This is a genomic window from Sphingobium indicum BiD32 (genome assembly GCF_000382885.1).
Taxonomy (GTDB): domain Bacteria; phylum Pseudomonadota; class Alphaproteobacteria; order Sphingomonadales; family Sphingomonadaceae; genus Sphingobium; species Sphingobium japonicum_C.
The window spans coordinates 23,017-41,282 of record NZ_CAVK010000129.1; the positions used below are offsets into that span (position 1 = coordinate 23,017).

The following is an 18,266-nucleotide window of genomic DNA, read 5'->3' on the forward strand; positions in this document are numbered from 1 at the left end:
GCCCCAGACCTGATGGGAGATAGACCATGTCCTACGGCTTTCTTGATATCGCGACGACACCAAGCGTGCGCGCAGCTCAGGCGGAGATGGGCGCAAACGCCCATTGGGCAGCGTTCAGCGGTAATCGTGCCTTTGACCGCTTCACTGCGAATGAAGGTAATTTCCTGGCGGCGCGGGACAGCTTCTACATGGCGACCGTGTCGGAGGATGGCTGGCCCTATGTCAAGCATCGCGGCGGTCCAGCAGGTTTCCTCAGGATGATCGACGACCGGACGCTGGCCTTCGCCGATTATCGCGGCAACCGCCAATATATCAGCACTGGAAATCTGGCCGCGAACGACCGGGCGTGCCTGATCTTGATGGACTATCCCCGTCGTGCGCGGTTGAAGATTTACGTCCATGTTGAGAAACTGGCGCTTGATGCCGACGCGGCCCTCGCCGACCTCGTCATGAACAAAGATTACAAGGCGCGGGCAGAGCGCATATTTCGACTGCGGCTTGAGGCCTTTGATTGGAACTGCCCCCAGCATATCACGCCTCGCTTCACGGAGCGCGAAATCGAACAGGCAGTCCTGCCGCTCCACCAACGGCTGGCGCAGCTGGAAGCCGAGAACAGGGTGCTACAAGACCGCCTTGCCAAATTAGGAAACGCATGATGGAAAATCAGAGACCGCCTCTGCCGCCCTTCACCTTGGAGAGCGCAACAGAGAAGGTGCGCCTGGCCGAGGACGGGTGGAACAGACGGGATCCGGCCAGAGTCGCCCTGGCCTATACCCCGCTCAGCCAATGGCGGAACCGCGCTGAATTCATTGACGGCCGTTCCGCGATCATCGCCTTCCTCACCCTCAAGTGGGAACGGGAGTTGGAATATCGGCTGATCAAAGAATTATGGGCCTTTCGCGACAGCCGCATTGCAGTGCGCTTTGCCTATGAATGGCATGACGACAGCGGCAACTGGTTCCGTTCCTATGGCAACGAGAATTGGGAGTTCGATGAGAATGGTCTGATGCGTCTGCGTCTCGCCTGCATCAACGATGAGCCGATCAGCGCGGTGGAGCGGAAATTCCACTGGACGCAGGGGCGAAGGCCCGATGATCATCCAGGGTTGAGTGACCTTGGACTTTAAAAGCGACCTGCGACGAAGCTCACCACTCGAAAGAGGACCGACCGGGACTTTCATGGGGGAAATCAGTCTCTCTATTGCAAGAAAGGATCGACGCACGACCTGCGCATGGGCTGCGTGCTTGGAGGTTGTGATACGGATCATACCGGCGGGCCGCTCGCGCCGCTCCGTCAAGGACGAAAGCTTGTTGTCGATACACTCCAGCGCCGGGCACAGCGCTTCCAGCAACCGCTCGCCGGCCACCGTAGGGGACACGCTTCGGGTGGTGCGGGTAATCAGGCGCAGCTCCAGCTTCGCCTCCAGGCGTCACATCGAACGGCTGGGCGACGATTGCGACACACCGAGCCACGCCGCAGCAAGCGTGAAGCTTCGTTCCTCCGCCACGGCAAGAAACATGGCGAGCGTTCCAAGATCCTCACGCCGCCTGGGTTTTGCCGCCACTAATCGCTTTCATGACAACGGGTCATAGGCTTATCCCATATCGTCTGTCTAATCAGAACAATCGCGGTCGCTTATCTATGCTGGGAAGCGTGATGCTGTTTGGCGTGGCGCGATAGTAAAAGCAGGAGTGATCCTATGCAGAAGCGCACGTTGGGGCAAAGCGGCCTTGAAGTATCGGCACTAGGTTTAGGCTGTATGGGTCTAAGCTTCGGCTATGGGCCGGCGACTGATCGCACAGAAGCTGTCACACTAATCCGTGCCGCATACGAGCGGGGTGTAACCTTTTTCGATACCGCAGAGGCTTATGGTCCTGGGACCAACGAGGAAGTCGTCGGCGAGGCGCTGGCGCCGTTTCGTGACGATATCGTGATCGCGACGAAGTTCGGTTTCAAGAACGGGGTTCCGGCCGATGGTCTCGACAGCCGCCCGGAGCGTATCCGGCAGGTCGCCGACGAAGCCCTCACCCGACTAAGGACCGATCGCATAGATCTATTCTATCAGCACCGCGTCGATCCGGCCGTCCCGATGGAAGACGTCGCCGGCACGGTGAAAGACCTGATCCTTTCCGGCAAGGTGAAGCATTTCGGCTTGTCCGAGGCAGGCCCGGCGTCGATCCGCAGTGCTCACGCGGTGCAACCCGTCGCCGCGGTGCAGAGCGAATATTCGATGTTCTGGCGGGAGCCGGAGGCCAAGATCCTGCCGCTGCTCGAGGAGCTGGGGATCGGCTTCGTACCATTCTCGCCGCTTGGGAAGGGCTTCCTCACAGGCAAACTCGATCAGAACACGACCTTTGCCAAAGACGATTTCCGTAGCACCGTTCCTCGGTTCGCACCCGACGCGCTGAAGGCGAACCAGGTGCTTGTCGAGCTTGTCAGGTCGATCGCATCGGAGAAGGGCGCAAGCGCGGCGCAGGTCGCTCTGGCCTGGCTGCTCGCGCAACGCCCGTGGATCGTGCCCATTCCGGGCACGACCAAACTACATCGGCTCGAGGAAAACTTGGGCGGCGCGAGCGTTGTTATCACCGACGAGGATATCGCCCGCATCGCCCAAGCGCTCGCTGGCATCGAGGTTCAAGGTGAGAGGTACAACACTTCGTATCAGCGCCTCGTCAACCGCTGAACCGATCAAGGAAGAACCATCATGAACGTTACAACCCCAACGGTCACGCTGAACAATGGCGTCGAGATGCCGATACTCGGCTTTGGCGTGTTCCAGGTACCGGACCCCGCCGAATGCGAACGCAGCGTCCGCGACGCGATCGATGCCGGATATCGGCTTCTCGATACCGCAGCCTCCTATGGCAACGAACAAGCGGTCGGCGACGCGATCAGGAACAACGGAATCGACCGCAGCGAACTGTTCGTCACGACCAAGCTGTGGGTCGAGGATGCGAGCTATGAAGGCGCCAAGGCTGCCTTCGAGCGCTCCATGGACAAGCTGCAGCTCGACTATCTCGACCTCTACCTGATCCACCAGCCCTATGGCGACGTGTACGGAGCGTGGCGGGCAATGGAGGAACTGCATCGTGCCGGACGCATCCGTGCGATCGGTGTCAGCAATTTCCACCCGGACCGTCTAGTCGATTTCGTCCTGCACAACGAAATCACGCCGGCGGTGAACCAGATCGAGATCCACCCTTTTCACCAACAGGCCGATGCGCAGGCGACGCTTGCGGAATACAAGGTTCAGCCCGAAGCCTGGGGTCCGTTCGCCGAGGGCAAGAATGGCCTTTTCACCAACGCGGCGCTCCAGTCGATTGGTGATAAGTACGGCAAGAGCGTTGCGCAGGTTGTGCTGCGCTGGCTGATCCAGCGCGGGATCGTCGCCATCCCCAAGTCGGTCCGCAAGGAGCGAATGGCCGAGAATTTCGCGGTATTCGACTTTGAGTTGGGCCAGGGCGACGTCGCCGCCATCGCAGCGCTCGATCAGAAGGCCAGCAGTTTCTTCGATCACCGCGACCCGGCGATGGTGAAGTGGCTCGGCACGCGCAAGCTCGAGGCTTGAGCCTGCACCACAGGAGGATGAGACAATGAGCGAGAACTATCAGCATCGATCGGACGTCGACCTCTCCTCGGAGCCGGGGGGGCGTGGCAGTCGTACCGCTCCTCGGCGGCGCAGCCACGCCCGCTTGGCTCATGCGACCGGCTCCGGTCGCGCAGCAAGTTCGGCCGTCAGCTGACGGCGGCGGCTCGGGAAGCGAGGTCTCCAGCATCGGCATTGGCGTCCAGAACAATAGCCGCAAGTACGCAACGGAGGCGCCGTACCGACCCGAGCAGATCGCGCTTCTTCGCGCTGCCTTCGACCAAGGTGTCAGCTTCTTCGACACCGCAGAGGCATACAGCCCGCACGAGTGCAAGCGCATGGCGTTGAAGTGACCCCGCCGGGGCAATCTCCTGCTGCGGACCGGCCAGCTATTCACCGGCTCCGCAGCGGTGACGTCGCCCTTCAAGGGCACGGACGACGCGCGGCTAGGAGGCGGACACGCCGACGCCGGCCGGAAAAGGTTGATGCCGACACATTGCACGCCTTCCCTCCGCCAGAACCATCGCCAGCATGCTCACGATCCGCCGCGATGATTTGTCGAAATCAGAAACAGTGACGGTCGCCGCCGCAGTAACCGGTGTGCCCTCACTCGTTGAAGCGCGCGAAATTGTTGAGAGCTTCCATGCCATGATCCGTCGTAAGGCAGAAGCCGATCTCAATCCGTGGATCGAACGCGCACGCGTCAGCCGTGTCGCTTCGTTCGCCAGTGGCATAGTCAAGGATATCGCCGCTGTCCGCGCGGCGATCGTGTCGCACTGGTCCAACGGCCAAACCGGAGGGCAAATCACCAAGCTCAAACTCGTCAAACGTCAGATGTATGGCCGAGGAAAGCTGGACCTCCTCCAAGCAAGGCTGATCGGGGCACCATGACCACGCGCTTCATCAAATCTGCGTGAGAGCCCAATATTGACCCCACCTTCGAGTGGTGGGGCGGTTATCCCGATAGTCGATAGGAGGGGGCCCGCGGACGACGACGCGCACCGTCAGGTGTGCTGGCGGCGGCGTCCGTGGGAGGTCTGGTGACCCACCGGGTTAACCGCCGGGGATGGAGGTCTGGGGCAAGGGGTTTTCGGCTCAGGTGTCAACACCGGGATAAAAAACGGGCCAGGCTGTCATGACCGGTCGAAAGTCGAGCTCTGGCGCTCTTCGGTGATGACCTCTGCGGTCGGGGACCCCCGAGTCCGAAGGCGAACTCGCTAAACAGCGAGCCGCAGACACCGTTACTCCCGCTACATCATTTCGTGGAAGCTGTGCACCACAATGATGGCTGGCGACCGCTGGATCTGGCTTTGCCCATACCACCTGCCCCCACGAGTTGCACAGGGGCAAATGGTATGGGTAGCCGCTCATCCTTTAGATTTCAGCGTCAAGGGAAGGCCGGCGTACATTATGACGGCCTCTTCAACCACTGCCGCCATTTCCTGATTGATGCGGCCCGCAACATCGCGAAACCTTCTGGCAAGGGCGTTGTCGGGTACAATGCCCAGACCCACTTCGTTGGCGACCAGAATGACCGGCCCCCGCGCGGTTGAAAGCGAGCGCGCCAGTCCTTCCGTAGCGGTAGCCGTATCGCGTTCCGCCAGCATCAGGTTCGAAGCCCACAACGTTAGGCAATCTACCAGCACCACCGTTTCCGGCGTGCTATATGCCGTGATTGCCTCTGCCAGGTCCAGCGGGGCCTCGACAGTTGACCAGCGCGGACTGCGATCGGCGCGGTGTAGCTCGATTCGCTGGCGCATCTCATCATCGAAGGCCTGGGCTGTCGCCAGATAGACCAATTTACCTGTCAGGACTTCGGCCCGGCCTTGGGCAAAGCGGCTTTTGCCCGAACGCGCTCCGCCCAGCACCAGCAAATGGGGCAAAGCACTGCTCATGCGCTGCCTCTCGCTGGGACGGAGGCGGGTCGTTCCGCCATCGCCAGCGCCACCAGCGCGTCGATATCGAGATGCTCCTTCAGCGCGGCTGCGATCTCGTCCAGCGCCACCTCGACGGTGAAGCCATAGCCCACGCCCCCGACTTCTACATCCATGCGCGACAGCAGTGCCCGGCGCAGCTCCGCATCGGCCAGCAGGCCGTGGACATAGGAACCAAACACCGTTCCGCCCGCATTTATCGCGCCATCGCAGCCTCCATTGGAAAGCAGGGCAAAGGGGCGCTGCGTGTCCGGCCCGCTGGTTTGCCCCATGTGCATTTCATAGCCCTGAAAAGGCGCACCCATCGCCAGCCCGCTTATCGGGCGCAACGCCTTGTGCGCGTGCAGGGTCGTTTCGACATCCAGCAGGCCAAGGCCGCTGGCAGCGCTGGCCGGACCCTCCAGTCCAGCCGGATCGGCGATGCTTTTACCGAGCATCTGGTGACCACCGCAAAGCCCAAGGATCAGCCCGCCGCGCCGGTAATGCGCCAAAATATCGATGTCCCAGCCCTCTGCACGCAGAGCGGCCAGATCGGCTATGGTCGCCTTCGATCCGGGGAGGATGATCAACAATGCCTCTGCCGGGATCGGCTGGCCGGGTGGGACCATGTGCAGGCCCACACCGTGTTCGAGTTTCAGCGGATCAAGGTCATCGAAATTGGATATGCGCGGCAGGATCGGACAGGCAATCAGTCTGCTGCCCCGCGCGCGCCTCTTGCCGCGTTCCAGCACCACGGTCGCATTGTTGGACATATTCTGCGGCTTGAACGGCAAGACCCGAAGGCCGCGTTTCACCAAGGCGCGGCACAGTCCGGCCACCAGTATGGATTTGCCCACGTCAGAGCCTTTGCCCTGAAACATTATAGCGCCCATGCCACACTTCCTTCCACGAACCACAGACACAGGCAGGCACGGGCGTAGATAGTCAGCCCACGCTGAATGTCCTCTGCCCGGGCCAGGTGACTGCCCTCGCCAATCCAGGGCTTGTCCGAAAAGATCCCGTCATAGGCGATTGGTCCCGCCAGCCGCAGCCCCAGTACCCCGGCCATCGCCGCCTCTGGCCAGCCCGCATTGGGCGAAGCGTGCCTGGACGCATCGCGCCACAGTATCCGCCAGCCACCCCCGCCGCACAGGCATATCAGCAATCCCGATAGCCGCGCCGGAACGAGATTCATCGCATCATCGCTGCGGGCTGCAGCCCAGCCATAGGCATGCCATCGCTCCTCGCGGTGCCCGATCATGCTGTCGGCGGTGTTGATCGCCTTATAGGCCCAGATACCGGGCAAGCCCAGCAAGAGCAGCCAGAACAACGGCGCGACCACGCCATCGCAGAAACTTTCCGCCAGACTCTCGATGGCCGCGCGGGCAACACCCGCTTCATCAAGCGCCGTCGTATCACGGCCAACGATCATGCCGACTGCGACGCGCGCGGCGGGCAGATCCTGCCGCTCCAGTGCATCGGCAACGGGGCGGACATGATCGTACAGGCTGCGCTGCGCCAGACCCGGCCAGGCCAGCACAGCGATCAGGGGCAAGGCCCAAGGCCCGGCGATTGCCACGAGCAGACTTTGCAGCACCCAGCCCGCACCGCCCGTCACACCCAGCAGGATCAGGACGGTGAACGCCCCGGCCATGCGCCGCTGTCCATTGGAACGCGAGGGGACATTCCAGCGCCGTTCCAGCGCGGCGATAATCCGCGCAAAGATGCCCACAGGATGGCCGATCCGGCGATACAGCGGCTGAGGCCAGCCCACTGCCGCATCGAGCACCGAGGCCAGGAAAGCAGTCAAATCAATCATCAGCCAGCGCCGCATCAAGGCGATCCAGCGCCTCACGGTCGGCGGGCAGGCCCAGGCGCAGCCAGCGCGGATCGTAATCGAACGGTCGCGTCAGGATTGCATGGCGCGCAAGGCGTTCGAACAGCGCGGCGGCATCGTCCGTTTCGATCAGCCGGAACAGCGGGCAGGCGCCCATCGCGCTGAAGCCCCGGCGCGCCAGCACCGTATCCAGCGCGGTGGCCTGTTCGCGCAGGGCCATCCGCATGGCGGTGATCCAATGCGCATCGCGATAGGCCGCCAAGCCGATGGCCAGCGCCGCTGCCGATAGAGGCCAACTACCCAGCCGCTGCCGATATTGCCCGATCACCTCGCGCGGCCCCAGCACAAAGCCGAGCCGCACCCCGGCCAGCCCGAAGAACTTGCCGAACGAGCGAAAGATAATCAGCCGCTGCCCGTCCTGCACATGGGCGGCAAGACTGCTGTGCGGGGCGGCATCGGCAAAGGCTTCGTCCACGACCAGCCACGCTGCGCTGTCGCGCCGCGCCTCCAGCCAGCCCAGCAGCGTCACGGGCGAGGTGATCTGCCCATCGGGGTTGTTGGGATTGGCGAGGATGAGGGTCGCCTCCTCTGTCCCCGCCAATTCGGTCAGGGCCACGGGGCGACTGTGGGGGATTATTTCGCCATGGGTGCGATAGCTGGGCTGGGCATGGATAGCGGGGCCGGGCAGGATATCGCCCAGCATGCGCAAGCCGATCTCCGTGCCCGGAACGGCGCAGACATGGGCAGGGTCCGCGCCGAAACAGGCGGCGGCGGCGGCCTCCAGATCGTTCAGCGCGCCGGTGTCGGGCAGAACCTGCCAGTCCACTGCCAGATTGTCCGCGCCGGGCCAGCCATGCGGATTGATCCCGGTGGACAAATCGATCCACGGCGCCTTGCCCATGCCGAACTGCGCCATGGCATCGACCAACCTGCCGCCGTGAATACTGAAGCTGTTCATGTCGTGTGTATCCATAGGCCTGTGATTGCCACGCTCAGCAGCAAGCCGGTTTCGATCAACTCGATGCCTGCACCATGGCCATCGCCGGAAATCCCGCCCAACGCGCGGCGCACGTGCCACCCCCACCACAGAACGAGCAATGGTGTGATAAGCAGCGCCGGAGTGAACCACGCCGCCGCTGCCAGCGCGGCCGCCCAGCCCGCAAGATCGATCGGGCCGATGGCGGAACGGAATCGAGCCGCGAGCCCCTGATGCAGAGGCGTCAGCCACCATGTCCACACCAGCGGGCCGATGCGCGCGGCAAACGGCACCAGTGCCAGCGCGCCAAACGCCCGTGCATCCACCAGCATATCCAGCAGCACCAACTTGCTCAGCAGTTGCAGCACAATCGCGACAGCGCCGAAGCTGCCGACATGGGGATCGGCCAGAACGGCCAGCAGCCGCTCGCGATCTTTATGCGCCGCGCCGCTGGCATCGGCGAGGTCGGCCAGGCCATCAAGGTGCAGCGCGCCGGTCACGCCCACCCAGACGATCAGCGCGGCCAATGCGCCCAGCCGGTGATCGAGCAGCGATCCAGCCCATATCGCCCCCGCGACCGCTGCGCCAATCACCAGGCCTACAACGGGAAACCAGCGCATCGATCGGGCGAACGCGGCATCATCCACGTCGATTGTCCGCAGTGGAGCTGGCATCGGCAGCCGCGTCAGAAATTGCAGGGCGATGAGGAAACCCTTCATGGATAAAGCCCGGCGATCTGTGCCGAGGGAGTTACTCCGGGCCAGACGCGCAACGTCAGCAGGCAATTATAGGGCAGATCAACCGCCCACGTCTGACGCATGTCAAACCCGCACAGCACCGCCAGCGCCGCGCGCATCGTGCCAGCATGCGTGACGATCAGCGTTGGCCTCGCGGCCAGATCGTCAATGGCAGCGGACACACGGTCCACCAGCGCCGACCAGCGTTCTCCGCTGGGCGGGGCCTGGCCATCGGGATCGTCCCAGAACCGCGCCAGCGCCGCGCCTTCTACTTCGCCCGGGGACATCCCGTCCCATGCGCCAAAGTCCAGCTCGCGCCAGCGCGCATCGATGGCCAGCGGCACGCCGGTCGCCAGCGCGATAGCCTCGCCCGCCAAACGCGCGCGGGACAGGTCGGAGGCGATCAGCACCTCCGCCGCCAGATCGCGCGCCTGATCGACGCAGGCCCCGATGCCGGTGGCGGTGGGCCGGGCATCGGTGCGACCGATCAGCCGCCCCGCGCCTTCCGGCTCGCCATGGCGTAGGAGATAGAGGGGAAAGCTACTCACAACCCGCCCGCCACCCCGGCCTCGGCAAATGTCGCCATGCCATTGTGCGTGGCCAGCGCTGCCCGGATTACCGACACCGCCAGTGCCGCGCCGCTGCCTTCGCCCAATCGCATCCCCAGCGAAAGCAGGGGATCAAACCCCAAATGCCCCAGCAGTCGGATATGCCCCGGTTCAGCCGAACAATGACCCGCCAGGCAATGATCAGTGATCGCCGGAGCGGCAGCGGCAAGCGGCGCCAGCGCGGAGCAGCTGATGAACCCGTCCAGCACCACCGGAATGCGCAGGCGGCGCGCCTCCAGCACGGCCCCGGCGACCGCGGCGATTTCGCGCCCGCCCAACCGGCGCAAAGTCTCAAACGGGGTGTGCGGCGCATTAGCGTGACAGGCCAGCGCCCGGTCCACCACCGCCACCTTGCGCGCAAGGCCGTCCGTATCGACTCCTGTGCCCGGCCCGACCCATTGCGCGGGCGTGCCGCCATAACTGCGCGCGCACAGCGCGGCGGCGGCGGTCGAATTGCCAATCCCCATTTCGCCGACGACCAGCAGGTGCAACCCCGGCTCCACCACCTCCGCTCCGGCAGAAAGTGCGGCAAGACATTCCGCCTCGTCCATTGCCGCAGCCATGGTGAAATCCGCCGTGGGCCGGTCGAGATCGAGTGCAACCACCCGCAGCTCCAACCCGGCCGCCCCGGCCAGTGCGTTGATCGCCGCTCCGCCAGCAGTGAAATTGCCGACCATCGCCGCAGTCACGCTGGTAGGATAGGCGCTGACACCGTGAACGACGAAGCCGTGATTTCCGGCAAAGATCGCCGCGCGGCCCTGTTCGATCACCGGCTGCACCGTCCTCTGCCATCCGGCCATAAACACCGCGATGTCTTCCAGCATCCCCAGCGATCCGGCCGGTTTGGTCAGGCTGGCCTGCCGTGCCCGCGCAGCGGCGATGGCGTCCGCATCGGCCACAGGCAAACACTCAAGCGCCGCTTCAAACGCGGCAAGGGACGCAAACCGGCTCATTCCGCAACGAAGCCCTGCGGCGGAGTGCGGGTTATGAAATGGCCCTTCACGCCTTGCGGCCATTGCTTGAACGGCACCCGGCCATGCTCGCTGGCGGCATAGTGAACCGCATAGTCCAGAATGGCGGTGGCGGCGTCCTCGTCCGGCGTGAACCGGCCCAGGACGTAGCCGACCTTGCCCGGCGCGCGCAGGTGGATGGTGCAAAAATCGGTGCAGGCAAACAGGCAGGGCATTTCCTGCACGGCGACCCCGGCATAGCGCGCGTCGCTCTGCTGAACCGAGCGCAGCGCTGCAACAAGTTGCGCGCCGCCGCGCATGCCGGCGTCGTCCTCACGCGCATCGGCACTGTGGCGGCAGGTGTTGCAGGCCACGATAGCGGGGCCGTCCTCCACGGGTATCAGCATGGTTTTCTGGTCCTTTGATTGAAAATCATCGTTCGAACACCCGGTCAGCCCACGGCTCACGCTGCTGCCAGCCGCGCTGTTCCAGTTCGGGGGTATCGGACGTGTCTGCCGGGTAACCGATGCACAGCAGCGCGATCAGCGACCAGGTGGCGGGAACGTCGAGCAGGGCATGGACCGCCGGTGGATCAACGATCGACACCCAGCCAAGGCCAAGCCCGCGCAGCCGCGCCGCCAGCCACAGATTGTGGATCGCCAGCACGCACGAATAACGCAACATTTCGGGCATGGTGGCAATACCAAGGCCGTGGCCCGCCTCGGGATGTTCGTCACAGAACACCGCGATCAGTTCGGGCGCCTCACGCAAGCCGTGCAGCTTGAGCGACAGGTAGTGATCGTACCGCGCCTGCCCGGTATAGCGCTCTGCCGCATGGGCGCTTTGCCCATCGGCATGCGCGGCCAGCGCCTCGCGGATGTCCGGCGTCCGCACGCGCACGAAACGCCAGGGCTGCGCATTGCCGACCGACGGCGCGAGCGAGGCGCACGCGAGTAGCGCACACATGTCCGCTTCCGCCACGGCGCGGCGGTCGAAATGCCGCACATCGCGCCGCCAGCGCAGCAATTGCGTGAATTGCTCCGCAAATTCCGCGTCGAACAGAGGCGGGGCGTCGCTCAGAACTCAATCCCCGCCTGCGCTTTCACGCCCGCACGGAAGGGGTGCTTGACCATGGTCATCTCGGTGACAAGGTCGGCCACCTCGATCAGCGCGTCGGGTGCATTGCGGCCCGTGACGATGACATGCTTCATCGCGTCGCGCGCGGTCAGCACCGCCACCACTTCATCGACCGGCAGATAGTCATACCGCAGCACGATGTTCAGTTCGTCGGCCAGCACCATGTGATAGCTGGGGTCGGCGATCATACGCTTGACCTCGTCCCAACCGGCTCGGGCCGCCGCGATATCGCGCGTGCGGTCCTGCGTGTCCCAGGTGAAACCCTCGCCCATCGGCTTGAATTCGACATTGTCGGGAAAGGCATCGAACACGGCCTTTTCACCCGTTTTCATCGCCCCTTTGACGAACTGGACCACCCCCACTTTCATGCCGTGGCCAATGGCGCGAACCACCATGCCCAGCGCCGCGCTGGTCTTGCCCTTGCCCTTGCCGGTGTGGACGATCAGCAGACCCTGTTCGCGGGTCTTGCTGGCCATGATCTTGGCCTGCGCGGTCTGCTTCTTGCGCATCTTTTCGGCGTGGCGGGCATCGTCGCCTGCAACATCTACTTGGTTTTCAGGTTCCATCGGCCAATTCCCTTCGCATGAGATAGACATCCATGATCCAGCCATGGCGCGCGCGAAGTTCCGCCCGACGCAGCGCGATCCGGGGACCAGTTTCGGCAAGCGGGCCTTGTTCCAACGCCTCGTGCGCCATGCCCAGATAGGCGCCCCACCAGATGGTGATGCCCTGCGGCGCCAAGCCCTCGAACGCGCAACCACCGTCGAGCATCACGACAATCGTGTCTGCCCCGGTGGGCCAGCCATGAGCGCGCAGCAGCCGCCCGGTGGTGATCGTCACCGGCCCGGCAAGAGGATTGAGCGGCATGGCATGGGCGGCGGTCAGTACCTGAATACTGGTGATCCCCGGCACCACTCGCACGGCAATATCAATGCCCGCATCGCGCAACCGTTCGGCAATGCGCAAGCTACTGTCGTAAAGGGAGGGGTCGCCCCAGACGAGCAGCGCCAGCTTGCCGCCTTCGGGTAAATGTTCGGCGACCTGCGCCTGCCACGCATCGGCAATGGCATCGTGCCAGGCGTTGACGTCATCCAGATAGGCGGCCCCATCACCGCGCACCGGCAGATCAAATTCCACAATCCGCGTTGGCCCCGTCAGCACCTGCGCGCAGATCTCCCGGCGCAGGTCGATCAGGTCGGACTTGGCCTGCCCCTTGCGCGGCAACAGGATCAGGTCGGCTTGGTTCATCGCCGCCACGGCCTGCGCTGTCAGGTGATCGGGGTTGCCCGTGCCGATGCCAATCAGGTGGAGGTCGATCATTGGGCTTCTCGGCACGAAGCGGGCGCGATCATGTGGAAATAGCTGCCGGTGACATGGCCGCGATGCGATCCGCTTTCGGCCACCACCGCGCCTTCGGCATCGATCACAAGCGCCAGCGGCGCGTCGCTTTGTTCAACGATGGTGGAATAGTGGAACTCGTGCCCGCGCAGCCTGGTCCCGGCGGCAAGGCCAGATATCGGCACCAGCAGTTCGGCATGGCGATAGCCAAGGTGCATCTTGCGCTGGGCATGGCTGGTGACCAGCCCCAACAGCCCGGCCATCCGGTGCCGTTCGCCGCTCTTGTCGATCAACCCCTCGCCCAGCACCATATAGCCGCCGCATTCGCCGTGGACGGGCCACGTTTCGGCATGGCGGCGCAGGCCGGACAGGAATGCCGCGGCGGCGGCGATGGTCCCGGCGTGCAATTCGGGATAGCCGCCAGGCAACCACACCAGATCGGCATGGTCGGCGGGCGCCTGATCGGCCAGTGGCGAAAACGGCAGGATCTCCGCCCCGGCGCGCCGCCAGCCTTCGATCAGATGCGGATAGACGAAAGAAAAGGCGGCATCGCGGGCCATGGCAATCCGCTGGGCCGGCGGGGCGGGCAGCTTGCCGCCGTCGGCTTGTGGTGCGGCACCGGCGGCACGGCGAACGGCATCAAGATCAACATGGGCGCGCAGGAACGCCGCAAACTCGGCAATCGCGCGATCAAGGTCGGGATGCTCCACCGCCTGAACCAGCCCAAGATGGCGTTCGGGCAGGGTCAGGTCGCCGCGCCGTGGCAGGGCGCCCAGCACCGTAATGCCCACCGCCTCCATCCCCTTGCGGACCAGCCGTTCGTGGCGCGGACTGGCCACGCGGTTCAGGATCACCCCGGCAAATGGCAGTTGCGGGTCAAGGCATTTGAAGCCCAGCGCAGTTGCGGCGGCGGACTGTGCCTGCCCCGATACATCCAGCACCAGCACGATCGGCCAGCCCATGCGGCGCGCCATATCGGCGCTGGCGCCATTGGCCGATGCGCCCTTGCTGGCCACGCCGTCAAACAGGCCCATCGACCCTTCGGCCAGCACCATGTCCGCGCCTGTAGCCTGCGCCGCGATGGCATCAATCAGATCGCCGTCCATCGCCCAGCTATCGAGGTTGAACGACGGTCTGCCGCAAGCGGCGCGGTGAAAGGCCGGGTCGATATAGTCCGGCCCGCTCTTGAACGGCTGCACCGCCAGCCCGTCTTCAGTCAGGGCGCGCAGCAGGCCCAGCATCACCGTGGTCTTGCCGGTGCCCGATGCGGGAGCGGCGATTATCAATCCCGGAGTCTGATGGCGCGCGCTCATTCGCCCGCACCGGCAAAGCGTGACGTGGCATCCTGCGGCCGAAAGCGGCGGTCATAACCGGGCGCGTAAAGGCTGCTTTCGGCAAAATCCTGCGCTGCCAGCACCCGCCCGACAAGGATCAGGGCGGTGCGTTGCAGATTTTTGGCCATGCTACCCGCCACGGCCTGCTCGATCGTGTCGAGCGTGGCGCGCACGATCCGTTGATCAGGCCAGCTGGCGCGCCAGATCACGGCGACGGGGCAATCCACGCCATAGGCCGGCGTCAGATCCGCCACCACTTGCGCCAGATTGTGAACCGAAAGGTGAACGGCCAGCGTCGCGCCGGTAACGGCAAAATTGGTCAGGCTTTCGGCGGGCGGCATGGTGCTGGCGCGGCCCGGCGTGCGGGTCAGCACCAGCGATTGCGACAGTGCTGGCAGGGTCAGTTCTGCCTCCAGCGCAGCGGCGGCGGCGGCGAACGCCGGGACACCGGGCGTCACGGTAAAGGGAATGTCCAGCGCGCGCAGGCGGCGCAATTGCTCACCCATCGCCGACCAGACCGACAAGTCGCCCGAATGCAGTCGCGCCACATCGTGCCCGGCGGCATGGGCGGCGGCGATTTCGGCCATGATCTGGTCCAGTTCCAGCGACGCGGTGTTCACGATTCGGGCGCCCGGCGGGCAATGATCGAGCACGGCGACCGGGATCAGCGACCCGGCATAAAGGCACACCGGGCTGCCCGCGATCAGATCGCGTCCGCGCAAAGTGAGAAGATCGGGCGCGCCGGGACCGGCGCCGATGAAGTGGATGGTCATGTCGGGGTTCCCTGAAGGTTTACACTGGCAGCAATGGCGCACGTCGCCATGCGATCGGGGGAGATGCGGCGCGGCGAGAGGAGGCGCGCGCCTGCGCCAGCGGCGGCCAGTGCCGATGCCTCTGCCACGCTGCCAACTGCGCGGGCGCTCAGGCTGGCGACGGAGCAGGTGGCGGTCGAGGTGGCGACCAATGCATCGGGCGCCACGCCCGTCAGCGGAAGGCCCAAGGCTTCTGCAAGCGGGAGCAGCACAGCGAGCTTGTCTTGCGCCGTGGCCAGATGGGTCACCAGCGGTTGCCCCTGCCCTGCCAGCGCGAATGCAGCGCGCAGCGAGGGCAGGCTGACGCCTGATCGAAAACCGAACCCCGCGACAATCACAGCGTCACGCTCCATTGCACCACCGGATAGCGTGCGCGCCAGCCATACCGGTTACCCAGCGGTGCAGCATCGGCCAGTTCGATACGCAGTAAGCTGCCATCCGTTTGGCCATGCCACCGCGCCAGCAACGCTTCTGATTCCAGCGTCACCGCATTGGCCACCAGCCGCGTTCCGGCGGGCAAACGTGCCCACAGCGTGTCCAGCAAGGCTTCCGATAAACCACCGCCGATGAACACCGCATCGGGCAATGGTCCCGGTGGCAGGGCATCCGGCGCGCGCCCGACGACAACTCCCAGCCGATCGACGCCCAGCGCGGCAGCATTGGCCCGTGCCCGGTCCGCGCGCACCGGATCGGCCTCTATCGCACAGGCCCGGTTGGCCGGGTGGGCCAGCAGCCATTCGATCCCGATCGATCCCGATCCCGCGCCAATATCCCACAGCAGTTCACCCGCACACGGGGCCAGCGCCGATAGCGTCAGCGCGCGCACCGGGCGCTTGGTGATCTGTCCGTCGGATGCAAACCAGTGGTCTGGTCGGCCCGCCGCCAGTGGCAAGGCGTCACCGTGCCCGGCACACTCGATCCCGACCGCAACCGGATGGGCGATGTCGGTAAAGGACAGTGCAACCGCAGTCACTTGGCGCATCCGTTCACGCGGACCACCCAGCGCCTCCATCACCTGTAGCACTGACGGGCCAAAGCCCCGCCCGGTCAGATAGTCAGCCAGCGCGGCCACCGCCGCGCCATCGCGCAACAGCGCCAGGATGCGTTGCCCAGGCGCCAGGTGGGGATTGAGCCGGTCTAACGGCGCGGCGTGCAAACCAAGGCAGGCCACATCCTGAAGCGCCCAACCCAATCGCGCGGCGGCCAGCGTGAAGGTGGAAGCCGCGGGAATCGCCACCCATTCGCCAGGATCGAGATGCCGGGTGACGCTGCTCCCTGCCCCGAACCAGAACGGATCGCCCGACGCCAGCATCACCACCCTCCGCCCGCGATGGTCCAGCACGCGCGCAATCCCGTCGCTAAACGGCACTGGCCATTCGATCGTGACACAGGTAATCGCGGGCAACAGCGCAAGGTGTCGGGCCGGGCCCATGACCAGTTCCGCCTGCGCCAGCGCCGCCCGGCTCGCGGCGGACAGGCCATCCGGCCCGTCCTCGCCGACGCCGATGATTGTCAACCACGCTTGGGGAGCCATCTCAGCCATGCCAAATGTCCTCCTGCTGGGCGGCACAACCGAGGCCAACGCGCTGGCCCGGCGGCTCGCGGCGCTGGGCATTGCGGCGACGCTCAGCTATGCCGGACGGACGGAAAATCCCCGCGCTCAACCGGTGCCGGTGCGCGTCGGCGGGTTCGGCGGCGTGGCGGGGCTGACCGATTATCTGCGCCACCACCGCGTGACTCATCTGGTGGATGCGACCCACCCCTTTGCCGCGACGATGAGTGGCCATGCCATGGAGGCAGCCCGTTTGGCCGGAGTGCCTCATGTGGCGTTGACCCGCCGGGCGTGGCAGCCGATTGCCGGTGACCGCTGGACCCGCGTTGCCGACATCGACAGCGCGGTCGCCGCGCTGGCAGGCCCGGCCCGCCGCATCATGCTGGCGCTCGGGCGGACGCATGTAGCAGCCTTCGGTGCCCAGCCGCAGCATCATTATCTGCTGCGCTTTGTCGATGTGCCAGACCAGCCGCCCTGCTTGGCCCATCACACCCTGATCGTTGATCGCGGGCCGTTCAACGTTACCGGCGACAGCGCGTTGATGCAGGCCCACGCCATCGATCTGGTGGTGTGCAAGAATGCAGGCGGCAGCGGCGCCGATGCCAAGCTGAACGCCGCGCGAAATCTGGGCTTGCCGGTCCTGATGATTGATCGCCCCGCCGTTCCGCGCCGGACCGAATGCTATCGCCCCGAAGATGTGCTGGTGTGGCTGGGTCATGATGCCGAACCCAAAGCCGAGCGGGGCGTATAGAAGATGGGGCCAGCCGCACATTCGATGATCCGCGTCAGGCTCGATCCGACGATGACCATGGTCCGCATGTCGGCCATATTCGCGCGCGCCTGACCTAGCGGTAAGATCCGCAATTGCTCGTCGGGCGTCGATACGGCGCGGGCGAACAGGATCGGGCGATCAGAACCGCACACCTCGCGCAGCAGTTCCAGCACGCGTTCGAAACCTTCGGGCCGGGCTTTTGACCTCGGGTTGTAGAAGGCCATGGCGAAGTCCGCCTCCGCCGCCAGTCGCAACCGTTTTTCGATCAAAACCCACGGCTTGAGATTGTCCGACAGGTTGATCGCGCAAAAATCATGGCCCAGCGGCGCCCCCGCCCGCGCGCTGGCGGCCAGCATCGCGGTAATGCCCGCCAGCACCCGGATGTCGAGATCGCGCCAGTGGGCCGGGCCAGCCTCCAGCGCCTCGAACACGGCGGCGGCCATTGCGAAAACGCCCGGATCGCCCGACGATACTACCACCACGCGCCGCCCCTGCGCCGCCAGTTCCAGCGCATGAGCGGCCCGGTCCAACTCCACCCGGTTGTTGGACGGGTGCAGCGTCAGCCCGGCGCGCGGGACGATCCGGGCGACATAGGGAATATAGCCGATAACATCGCTCGCCCCGGCCAGAGCGGCGGTGACTTCGGGCGTAATCAGCGCCTCATCCCCCGGCCCCAGACCGGCGATGGCCAGCCAGCCGCTCATGGCCCCGGCA

At 64.9% G+C, this 18,266-nt stretch carries 23 protein-coding genes and 1 pseudogene; 7 read left to right on the forward strand and 17 right to left on the reverse strand.

Features of this window, described 5'->3' with window-relative positions:
- Window positions 1-26 precede the first annotated feature (26 nt).
- Window positions 27-656, forward strand: a complete 630-nt coding sequence (locus EBBID32_RS12795) for a pyridoxamine 5'-phosphate oxidase family protein (RefSeq protein WP_006958195.1) — start codon at window positions 27-29, stop codon at window positions 654-656.
- Entirely contained in the window at window positions 656-1,126 is a 471-nt protein-coding gene (locus EBBID32_RS12800) for a nuclear transport factor 2 family protein (protein WP_037490572.1), read from the forward strand. The genes EBBID32_RS12795 and EBBID32_RS12800 overlap by 1 nt, the downstream gene beginning before the upstream one ends.
- A gap of 303 nt (window positions 1,127-1,429) precedes the next feature.
- Here EBBID32_RS12800 and EBBID32_RS24920 read toward each other — a convergent pair whose 3' ends face one another.
- Window positions 1,430-1,564, reverse strand: coding sequence for a LysR family transcriptional regulator (locus tag EBBID32_RS24920; protein ID WP_006958197.1), 135 nt, complete (start codon window positions 1,562-1,564; stop codon window positions 1,430-1,432).
- Window positions 1,565-1,699: 135 nt separating this feature from the next.
- On the opposite strand from EBBID32_RS24920, the gene EBBID32_RS12805 reads away from it, so the two are divergent.
- From EBBID32_RS12805 to EBBID32_RS12820, 4 genes are all read left to right on the forward strand, one after another.
- On the forward strand, window positions 1,700-2,683 hold the full coding sequence (locus tag EBBID32_RS12805) for an aldo/keto reductase (protein WP_006958198.1): 984 nt from the start codon (window positions 1,700-1,702) through the stop codon (window positions 2,681-2,683).
- Between the two features lie 21 nt (window positions 2,684-2,704).
- On the forward strand, window positions 2,705-3,568 hold the full coding sequence (locus EBBID32_RS12810) for an aldo/keto reductase (RefSeq protein WP_006958199.1): 864 nt from the start codon (window positions 2,705-2,707) through the stop codon (window positions 3,566-3,568).
- 83 nt (window positions 3,569-3,651) lie between these two features.
- Window positions 3,652-3,939, forward strand: a complete 288-nt coding sequence (locus EBBID32_RS12815; RefSeq protein WP_037490574.1) for an aldo/keto reductase — start codon at window positions 3,652-3,654, stop codon at window positions 3,937-3,939.
- Window positions 3,940-4,117: 178 nt separating this feature from the next.
- The gene (locus EBBID32_RS12820) at window positions 4,118-4,477 is read left to right on the forward strand and encodes a transposase (protein WP_006958204.1); all 360 of its coding nucleotides are present in this window, start codon (window positions 4,118-4,120) and stop codon (window positions 4,475-4,477) included.
- 476 nt (window positions 4,478-4,953) lie between these two features.
- Here the strand turns inward: EBBID32_RS12820 and cobU are convergent, their stop codons facing one another.
- The 15 genes and pseudogenes from cobU to cbiE all read right to left on the reverse strand — a co-directional run bounded on the left by cobU (window position 4,954) and on the right by cbiE (window position 16,762).
- Window positions 4,954-5,481, reverse strand: a complete 528-nt coding sequence (gene cobU / locus EBBID32_RS12825) for a bifunctional adenosylcobinamide kinase/adenosylcobinamide-phosphate guanylyltransferase (RefSeq protein ID WP_006958206.1) — start codon at window positions 5,479-5,481, stop codon at window positions 4,954-4,956.
- A pseudogene (locus EBBID32_RS12830) lies at window positions 5,478-6,323 on the reverse strand (cobyric acid synthase); the annotation flags it as partial. The pseudogene EBBID32_RS12830 and the gene cobU, both read right to left, overlap by 4 nt.
- Before the next feature lie 56 nt (window positions 6,324-6,379).
- A complete protein-coding gene (gene cbiB, locus EBBID32_RS12835) occupies window positions 6,380-7,318 on the reverse strand; it encodes an adenosylcobinamide-phosphate synthase CbiB (protein ID WP_006958210.1) in 939 nt (312 codons plus the stop codon).
- Entirely contained in the window at window positions 7,311-8,294 is a 984-nt protein-coding gene (gene cobD / locus EBBID32_RS12840; protein WP_006958212.1) for a threonine-phosphate decarboxylase CobD, read from the reverse strand. The genes cbiB and cobD overlap by 8 nt, the downstream gene beginning before the upstream one ends.
- Entirely contained in the window at window positions 8,291-9,031 is a 741-nt protein-coding gene (locus EBBID32_RS12845; protein ID WP_006958221.1) for an adenosylcobinamide-GDP ribazoletransferase, read from the reverse strand. Before EBBID32_RS12845 ends, cobD begins: the two co-directional genes overlap by 4 nt.
- A complete protein-coding gene (locus EBBID32_RS12850; protein WP_006958223.1) occupies window positions 9,028-9,597 on the reverse strand; it encodes a histidine phosphatase family protein in 570 nt (189 codons plus the stop codon). The genes EBBID32_RS12845 and EBBID32_RS12850 overlap by 4 nt, the downstream gene beginning before the upstream one ends.
- The gene (gene cobT, locus EBBID32_RS12855; protein WP_006958225.1) at window positions 9,594-10,610 is read right to left on the reverse strand and encodes a nicotinate-nucleotide--dimethylbenzimidazole phosphoribosyltransferase; all 1,017 of its coding nucleotides are present in this window, start codon (window positions 10,608-10,610) and stop codon (window positions 9,594-9,596) included. Before cobT ends, EBBID32_RS12850 begins: the two co-directional genes overlap by 4 nt.
- Window positions 10,607-11,014 (reverse strand): DUF1636 domain-containing protein, encoded by a 408-nt coding sequence (locus tag EBBID32_RS12860; protein ID WP_006958227.1) that lies wholly within the window; start codon window positions 11,012-11,014, stop codon window positions 10,607-10,609. The genes cobT and EBBID32_RS12860 overlap by 4 nt, the downstream gene beginning before the upstream one ends.
- A gap of 25 nt (window positions 11,015-11,039) precedes the next feature.
- Window positions 11,040-11,687 (reverse strand): 5,6-dimethylbenzimidazole synthase, encoded by a 648-nt coding sequence (gene bluB, locus EBBID32_RS12865; RefSeq protein ID WP_037490577.1) that lies wholly within the window; start codon window positions 11,685-11,687, stop codon window positions 11,040-11,042.
- Complete coding sequence (gene cobO, locus EBBID32_RS12870) at window positions 11,684-12,310, reverse strand: cob(I)yrinic acid a,c-diamide adenosyltransferase (protein ID WP_006958231.1); 627 nt, start codon at window positions 12,308-12,310, stop codon at window positions 11,684-11,686. Before cobO ends, bluB begins: the two co-directional genes overlap by 4 nt.
- Window positions 12,300-13,064 carry a precorrin-6A synthase (deacetylating) gene (gene cobF / locus EBBID32_RS12875; protein WP_006958233.1) on the reverse strand — a complete coding sequence of 255 codons (765 nt, stop codon included), beginning with the start codon at window positions 13,062-13,064 and terminating at the stop codon, window positions 12,300-12,302. Before cobF ends, cobO begins: the two co-directional genes overlap by 11 nt.
- Window positions 13,061-14,395, reverse strand: coding sequence for a cobyrinate a,c-diamide synthase (locus tag EBBID32_RS12880; protein ID WP_006958235.1), 1,335 nt, complete (start codon window positions 14,393-14,395; stop codon window positions 13,061-13,063). Before EBBID32_RS12880 ends, cobF begins: the two co-directional genes overlap by 4 nt.
- Entirely contained in the window at window positions 14,392-15,189 is a 798-nt protein-coding gene (gene cobM / locus EBBID32_RS12885; RefSeq protein WP_006958237.1) for a precorrin-4 C(11)-methyltransferase, read from the reverse strand. Before cobM ends, EBBID32_RS12880 begins: the two co-directional genes overlap by 4 nt.
- Window positions 15,186-15,566 carry a cobalamin biosynthesis protein gene (locus EBBID32_RS12890; protein WP_006958239.1) on the reverse strand — a complete coding sequence of 127 codons (381 nt, stop codon included), beginning with the start codon at window positions 15,564-15,566 and terminating at the stop codon, window positions 15,186-15,188. Before EBBID32_RS12890 ends, cobM begins: the two co-directional genes overlap by 4 nt.
- Window positions 15,563-16,762: a precorrin-6y C5,15-methyltransferase (decarboxylating) subunit CbiE gene (gene cbiE, locus EBBID32_RS12895; RefSeq protein WP_440590966.1), complete on the reverse strand. Its 1,200-nt coding sequence runs from the start codon at window positions 16,760-16,762 to the stop codon at window positions 15,563-15,565. The genes EBBID32_RS12890 and cbiE overlap by 4 nt, the downstream gene beginning before the upstream one ends.
- A gap of 7 nt (window positions 16,763-16,769) precedes the next feature.
- Between cbiE and EBBID32_RS12900 the strand changes: the two genes are divergently transcribed.
- Window positions 16,770-17,531 (forward strand): cobalt-precorrin-6A reductase, encoded by a 762-nt coding sequence (locus EBBID32_RS12900; RefSeq protein ID WP_006958243.1) that lies wholly within the window; start codon window positions 16,770-16,772, stop codon window positions 17,529-17,531.
- On the opposite strand, the gene cobJ is transcribed toward EBBID32_RS12900, so the two are convergent.
- The gene (cobJ, locus tag EBBID32_RS12905) at window positions 17,495-18,256 is read right to left on the reverse strand and encodes a precorrin-3B C(17)-methyltransferase (RefSeq protein ID WP_006958247.1); all 762 of its coding nucleotides are present in this window, start codon (window positions 18,254-18,256) and stop codon (window positions 17,495-17,497) included. The two genes, EBBID32_RS12900 and cobJ, sit on opposite strands and share 37 nt — an antisense overlap.
- Window positions 18,257-18,266 lie beyond the last annotated feature (10 nt).

Bases quoted from the DNA above. Each gene is read 5' to 3' on its own strand.
- cbiE (WP_440590966.1), bottom strand. From the start codon at position 16,762: ATGGCTCCCCAAGCGTGGTTGACAATCATCGGCGTCGGCGAGGACGGG.
- EBBID32_RS12795 (WP_006958195.1), top strand. From the start codon at position 27: ATGTCCTACGGCTTTCTTGATATCGCGACGACACCAAGCGTGCGCGCA.
- EBBID32_RS12880 (WP_006958235.1), bottom strand. From the start codon at position 14,395: ATGAGCGCGCGCCATCAGACTCCGGGATTGATAATCGCCGCTCCCGCA.
- EBBID32_RS12860 (WP_006958227.1), bottom strand. From the start codon at position 11,014: ATGCTGATACCCGTGGAGGACGGCCCCGCTATCGTGGCCTGCAACACC.
- EBBID32_RS12845 (WP_006958221.1), bottom strand. From the start codon at position 9,031: ATGAAGGGTTTCCTCATCGCCCTGCAATTTCTGACGCGGCTGCCGATG.
- EBBID32_RS12820 (WP_006958204.1), top strand. From the start codon at position 4,118: ATGCTCACGATCCGCCGCGATGATTTGTCGAAATCAGAAACAGTGACG.
- cobO (WP_006958231.1), bottom strand. From the start codon at position 12,310: ATGGAACCTGAAAACCAAGTAGATGTTGCAGGCGACGATGCCCGCCAC.
- cbiB (WP_006958210.1), bottom strand. From the start codon at position 7,318: ATGATTGATTTGACTGCTTTCCTGGCCTCGGTGCTCGATGCGGCAGTG.
- EBBID32_RS12810 (WP_006958199.1), top strand. From the start codon at position 2,705: ATGAACGTTACAACCCCAACGGTCACGCTGAACAATGGCGTCGAGATG.
- cobU (WP_006958206.1), bottom strand. From the start codon at position 5,481: ATGAGCAGTGCTTTGCCCCATTTGCTGGTGCTGGGCGGAGCGCGTTCG.
- cobJ (WP_006958247.1), bottom strand. From the start codon at position 18,256: ATGAGCGGCTGGCTGGCCATCGCCGGTCTGGGGCCGGGGGATGAGGCG.
- cobD (WP_006958212.1), bottom strand. From the start codon at position 8,294: ATGAACAGCTTCAGTATTCACGGCGGCAGGTTGGTCGATGCCATGGCG.
- cobM (WP_006958237.1), bottom strand. From the start codon at position 15,189: ATGACCATCCACTTCATCGGCGCCGGTCCCGGCGCGCCCGATCTTCTC.
- cobT (WP_006958225.1), bottom strand. From the start codon at position 10,610: ATGAGCCGGTTTGCGTCCCTTGCCGCGTTTGAAGCGGCGCTTGAGTGT.
- EBBID32_RS12805 (WP_006958198.1), top strand. From the start codon at position 1,700: ATGCAGAAGCGCACGTTGGGGCAAAGCGGCCTTGAAGTATCGGCACTA.
- EBBID32_RS12800 (WP_037490572.1), top strand. From the start codon at position 656: ATGGAAAATCAGAGACCGCCTCTGCCGCCCTTCACCTTGGAGAGCGCA.
- cobF (WP_006958233.1), bottom strand. From the start codon at position 13,064: ATGATCGACCTCCACCTGATTGGCATCGGCACGGGCAACCCCGATCAC.
- EBBID32_RS12900 (WP_006958243.1), top strand. From the start codon at position 16,770: ATGCCAAATGTCCTCCTGCTGGGCGGCACAACCGAGGCCAACGCGCTG.